Origin of the sequence: Micromonospora acroterricola (genome assembly GCF_003172955.1) — a bacterium.
Lineage (GTDB): Bacteria > Actinomycetota > Actinomycetes > Mycobacteriales > Micromonosporaceae > Micromonospora > Micromonospora acroterricola.
Map to the genome: position 1 here is coordinate 1 of NZ_QGKR01000052.1, position 4991 is coordinate 4991.

The 4991-nt window shown below is 71.3% G+C and carries 2 protein-coding genes and 1 pseudogene; 1 reads left to right on the forward strand and 2 read right to left on the reverse strand.

What is annotated here, in order from left to right; all coding sequences use genetic code 11:
• Positions 1-686, forward strand: a pseudogene (locus tag DKT68_RS00690) (hypothetical protein); the annotation flags it as partial.
• 36 nt (positions 687-722) lie between these two features.
• On the opposite strand, the gene DKT68_RS00695 reads toward DKT68_RS00690, so the two are convergent.
• On the reverse strand, positions 723-1412 hold the full coding sequence (locus tag DKT68_RS00695; RefSeq protein ID WP_109815503.1) for a lysophospholipid acyltransferase family protein: 690 nt from the start codon (positions 1410-1412) through the stop codon (positions 723-725).
• Between the two features lie 166 nt (positions 1413-1578).
• Positions 1579-4725 carry an isoleucine--tRNA ligase gene (ileS, locus tag DKT68_RS00700; RefSeq protein WP_109815504.1) on the reverse strand — a complete coding sequence of 1049 codons (3147 nt, stop codon included), beginning with the start codon at positions 4723-4725 and terminating at the stop codon, positions 1579-1581.
• Positions 4726-4991 lie beyond the last annotated feature (266 nt).

A 4991-nucleotide genomic window follows, 5' to 3' on the forward strand; every position in this document is an offset into this window, starting at 1 on the left:
CGCCGACCCGACCGGCCACGCCGACCCTGCCGGTGTCGCCGCCCGCGGTGCCGAAGCAGCGCCGGGGCCGCCGCTCCGCCGCGCCGCCGCCGGGGTGGCAGGCGCCCAAGGGGTACGTGCCGGTGCCGGTCCGCCGGCGACGCCGCTGGCCGTGGCTGCTGCTGCTCACCCTGGCCTGCTGCTGCGGCTGCCCGGCCTACTACGGGTTCCCGATCGCGGCCCAGTACCCGGCCCGCGCGGCGCTGCCCGAGCAGGTGGCGGACCTGAGCCTGCGCCAGGACGACGGCAGCGCGGAGGCCGCCCAGCAGTTGGAGAGCGAGGTACGCCAGGACCACTGGCTCGCCGAGGACACGTTCGCCGGCATCTACGCCACCTCGGACGGCAAGCGGGTGACCGTCTTCGGCGGCACCGGATTCCGGCTGACCCCGGAGGCGGACGCGGACGCGGAGATCACCCGGCTCAGCGAGCGCTACGCGTTGAACGCCCCCGAGACGGTGAAGACCGGCGTACGGGGTCGTCACGAACGCTGCGCGGTCGGCCGGTCCGCCGGCAACGAGGTGGTGGTGTGCACCTCGGTCGACCACGGCAGCATCGCCACCGGGGTGTTCACCCGGCTCTCCGTCTCCGACAGCGCGGCTCTGCTGGACACGCTGCGCGGCCAGATCGTCCAGCCCGAGCAGCGCTGAGGCCAGGCCCGTCCGGCGGTCGCCGGCCGGGGTCCGTCAGGCGTCGCGGGTCGGGTCCGGGTGGGCGCGCGGCGGGGCGTAGCGGGGCACGTACTCCTGGCCGGTGAGCTTCTGGATCTCGCTCATTAGCTCGTCGGTCATCTGCCGCAGCGAGGTGCGGTCGGCCGGCCGGCCGGTGAAGTCCAGTGGCTTGCCGAACCGGACCGTGATCTTGGCGGTGCCGGGGCGGGGCACCCGGGCGCCGATCGGCTGTGCCTTGTCCGTGCCGATCATGCCGACCGGGATGACCGGCACACCGGCGGAGAGCGCCAGCCGGGCCGCTCCCGTCCGCCCACGGTAGAGCTTGCCGTCCGGTGAGCGGGTGCCCTCCGGGTAGACCACGACCAGGTCGCCGCCCCTGAGCGCCGGGATGGCGGCGTCGAACGCGGACAGCGCCGCCCGCCCTCCGGCCCGCTCGACCGGGATCGCGCCCAGGCCGGTGAGGACGAACTTGGAGATCGCGCCCTTCACGCCGGAGCCCTTGAAGTACTCCGACTTCGCCCAGAACGCCAGGTGCCGGGGCACCACCGTGCCGAGGAACAGCTCGTCGGCCACCGAGAGATGGTTGCCGGCGAAGACCGCGCCGCCGGTCTCCGGCACGTGCTCCAGCCCCTCCACGGTCGGGCGGAACGCCAACCGCAGCGTGGGCGCCACGGTGAGCTTGCCGATGGTGTAGAGCAGGGGCACTGGTCCTCCGGCGGTCGTGTGTTGCGCGGGCGGTGTCACGTTAGCCGACGCCCGCACGTCGCCCGGAGCGGGTGGGCGGGCGACCCGGAGCGTGACAATCGTCCGTCAGGAAGGGACCCTTCCGATGCCTGAGGCGTCAAGAAGGGTCCCTTCCTTACATGGACGGTTATACCCGGCGGACGGTGACCGTCACCCGCTCGCCCTCGCCGACCTCGCCGTCGAAGCCGTCGAGGCCCTCGGCGAAGTCGATGGAGTCGGCCAGCACCTCACCGGTCACGAAGCCCATGTACGCGGCCACCGCCGCGCGCACCTCCTCCGAGGCCGACACCGACACCACGATCCGGTCCGAGACGTCCAGGTCGGCGTCGCGGCGGGCCTGCTGCACCACCCGGACCACGTCGCGGGCCAGCCCCTCGGCGGCCAGCTCCGGGGTCACCTCGGTGTCGAGCACCACCACGCCCTCACCGCCCGGCAGCGGCGCGGAGTGCTCGGCGTCGGCGGCGACCAGGCGCAGCTCGTACTCGCCCTCGGCGAGGGTGACGCCGGCGGCCACCGGGGCGCCGTCGACCAGTTCCCAGTCGCCCGCCTTCACCGCCTTGATCACCTGCTGGACCTGCTTGCCGACCCGCGGGCCGAGCGCCCGCGGCACCACGGTCAGCACCTGCTGGCAGTATTCGGACAGCTCCGCGCTGAACTCCACCGCCTTCACGTTGACCTCGTCGGCGACCAGGTCGGCGAACGGGCGCAGCTGCTCCGCCGCCGGCGAGGCCACGGTCAGCTTCGACAGCGGCAGCCGTACCCGCAGCCCCTTGGCCTTGCGCAGCGACAGCGCCGCCGACGCGACCGCCCGGGTGGCGTCCATCGCGGCGACCAGCTCGTGGTCGGCCGGGAACTCGGTCGCCTCCGGCCAGTCGGTCAGGTGCACCGAACGCTCCCCGGTCAGCCCCCGCCAGATCTCCTCCGCGGTCAGCGGCGCCAGCGGCGCCACCACCCGGCAGAGCGTCTCCAGCACCGTCCACAGGGTGTCGAAGGCGTTCACGTCACCCGACCAGAACCGGTCCCGGGAACGACGCACGTACCAGTTGGTCAGCGCGTCCAGGTAGGACCGGACGGTGGCGCAGGCGCCGGAGATGTCGTACGCCTCCATCTGCGCGCCGACCGTCGCCACCAACTCGTTCGTCTTCGCCAGCACGTACCGGTCGAGCAGGTCGGTGGAGTCCGTGCGGCGCCGCGCGGAGTATCCGTCGGCGTTGGCGTAGAGCGAGAAGAAGTACCAGACGTTCCACAGCGGCAGCAGCACCTGCCGGACGGCGTCCCGGATGCCCGCCTCGGTGACCGCCATGTCACCGCCGCGCAGCACCGGCGAGGACATCAGCATCCAGCGCATCGCGTCCGAGCCGTACGCGTCGAAGACGTGGTAGACGTCCGGGTAGTTGCGCAGGCTCTTGGACATCTTGCGCCCGTCCGAGCCGAGCAGGATGCCGTGGCTGAGGCAGTTGCGGAACGCCGGCCGGTCGAACAGCGCGGTGGCCAGCACGTGCATGGTGTAGAACCAGCCGCGGGTCTGCCCGATGTACTCGACGATGAAGTCGCCCGGGTAGTGGTGGTCGAACCAGTCCGCGTTCTCGAACGGGTAGTGCACCTGGGCGAACGGCATCGAGCCGGACTCGAACCAGCAGTCCAGCACCTCCGGCACCCGGCGCATCATCGACTGGCCGGTCGGGTCGTCCGGGTTCGGCCGGACCAGGTCGTCCACCGCCGGCCGGTGCAGGTCGGTCAGGCGTACGCCGAAGTCCCGCTCGATGTCGGCCAGCGAGCCGTAGACGTCGAGGCGCGGGTAGTTCGGGTCGTCGGACTTCCACACCGGGATAGGCGAGCCCCAGAACCGGTTCCGGCTGATCGACCAGTCCCGGGCGTTGGCCAGCCACTTGCCGAACGAGCCGTCCTTGATGTGCCCCGGGGTCCAGTTGATCTCCTGGTTCAGCTCGACCATCCGGTCCCGGAACTTCGTCACCGCCACGAACCACGACGACACCGCCTTGTAGACCAGCGGCGTGTCGCAGCGCCAGCAGTGCGGGTACGAGTGGGTGTAGGTGTCCTGCCGGAGCACCACCCCCCGCTCCTTGAGCTCCCGGATCACCGGCTTGTTGACGTCGAAGACCTGCTCGCCCTGATACGGCGGGACGAGCGCGGTGAACCGGGTGTGGTCGTCCACCGTGACGATGGTGGGGATGCCGGCGGCGTTGCAGACGTTCTGGTCGTCCTCACCGAAGGCGGGGGCCAGGTGCACGACCCCGGTGCCGTCCTCGGTGGTGACGAACTCCGCGCCGAGCACCTGGTAGGCGTTGTCGCCGGCCCGCTCGACGAGGAAGTCGTACAGCGGGGTGTAGCGGCGGCCGACCAGGTCACGGCCGTACACCGTGCCGACCTGCTCGTACCCGTCCAGCTCCTTGGCGTACGCGGCCAGCCGCGCCGCGCCGACGACGTAACGCTGGCCGTCGCGTTCCAGCACCGCGTACTCGATGTCGGGGCCGACGGCGAGCGCCAGGTTGGACGGCAGGGTCCACGGCGTGGTGGTCCAGACGCCGAGCCGGACCGGCCCGCGCACCAGCTCCGGCGCGCTCTCGTCGCCGATCAGCTCGAACCACACGGTCAGCGTCGGGTCGTGCCGGTCCCGGTAGACGTCGTCCATCCGGGTCTCGGTGTTCGACAGCGGCGTCTCGCAGCGCCAGCAGTACGCCAGCACCCGGAAGCCCTCGTAGATCAGACCCTTGTCGTGCAGGGTCCGGAAGGCCCACATGACGCTTTCCATGTAGTCCAGGTCGAGGGTCTTGTAGTCGTTGGCGAAGTCCACCCAGCGGGCCTGCCGGTTGATGTACCGCTCCCAGTCCTGGGTGAACTCCAGCACCGAGGTGCGGCACGCCTCGTTGAACCGGGCCACGCCGAGGTCGAGGATCTCCGCCTTGCTGGTGATGCCGAGCTGCTTTTCGGCCACCACCTCGGCGGGCAGGCCGTGGCAGTCCCAGCCGAAGCGCCGCTCGACGTGCCGGCCGCGCATGGTCTGGTAGCGCGGCACCACGTCCTTGACGTAGCCGGTGAAGAGGTGGCCGTAGTGCGGCAGGCCGTTGGCGAACGGCGGGCCGTCGTAGAAGACGTACTCGTTCTTGCCGTCCGTCCCGGCGGGACGGGCCTCGACCGACGCCTCGAAGGTCTTGTCGGCCGTCCAGTGCTCCAGGACCCGGCGCTCGACCGCGGGCAGGTCCGGGCTCGCCGGAACACCGGCGGCGGTCGGGTCGTGCAACGGATAGACCATCGGGGGTCGCTCTCCTCATGCAGCTCACTCAACGTGGGTCTGCGAGGACGAACCGTCCGGGGTACGCCTCGAACGGCGCTCCCGGGTGGTCCGCGGTACCACCCCGCTTGGCGGTCAGGATCGACCGCCCGCTCATTGCCGGCTGTGACGGGCCGCACCCGTCCGGTTCTACTGGGCCGGTTGCCCGGCTGTTCTTCCGGAGGCTCACCGGTGATAGCCGGGTCATCGCCTTACGTCTCCCAACGATACAAGACCCACCCCGAACC

Excerpts from the sequence above, each read along its gene's own strand:
- ileS (WP_109815504.1), bottom strand. The coding sequence starts at position 4,725 with ATGGTCTATCCGTTGCACGACCCGACCGCCGCCGGTGTTCCGGCGAGC.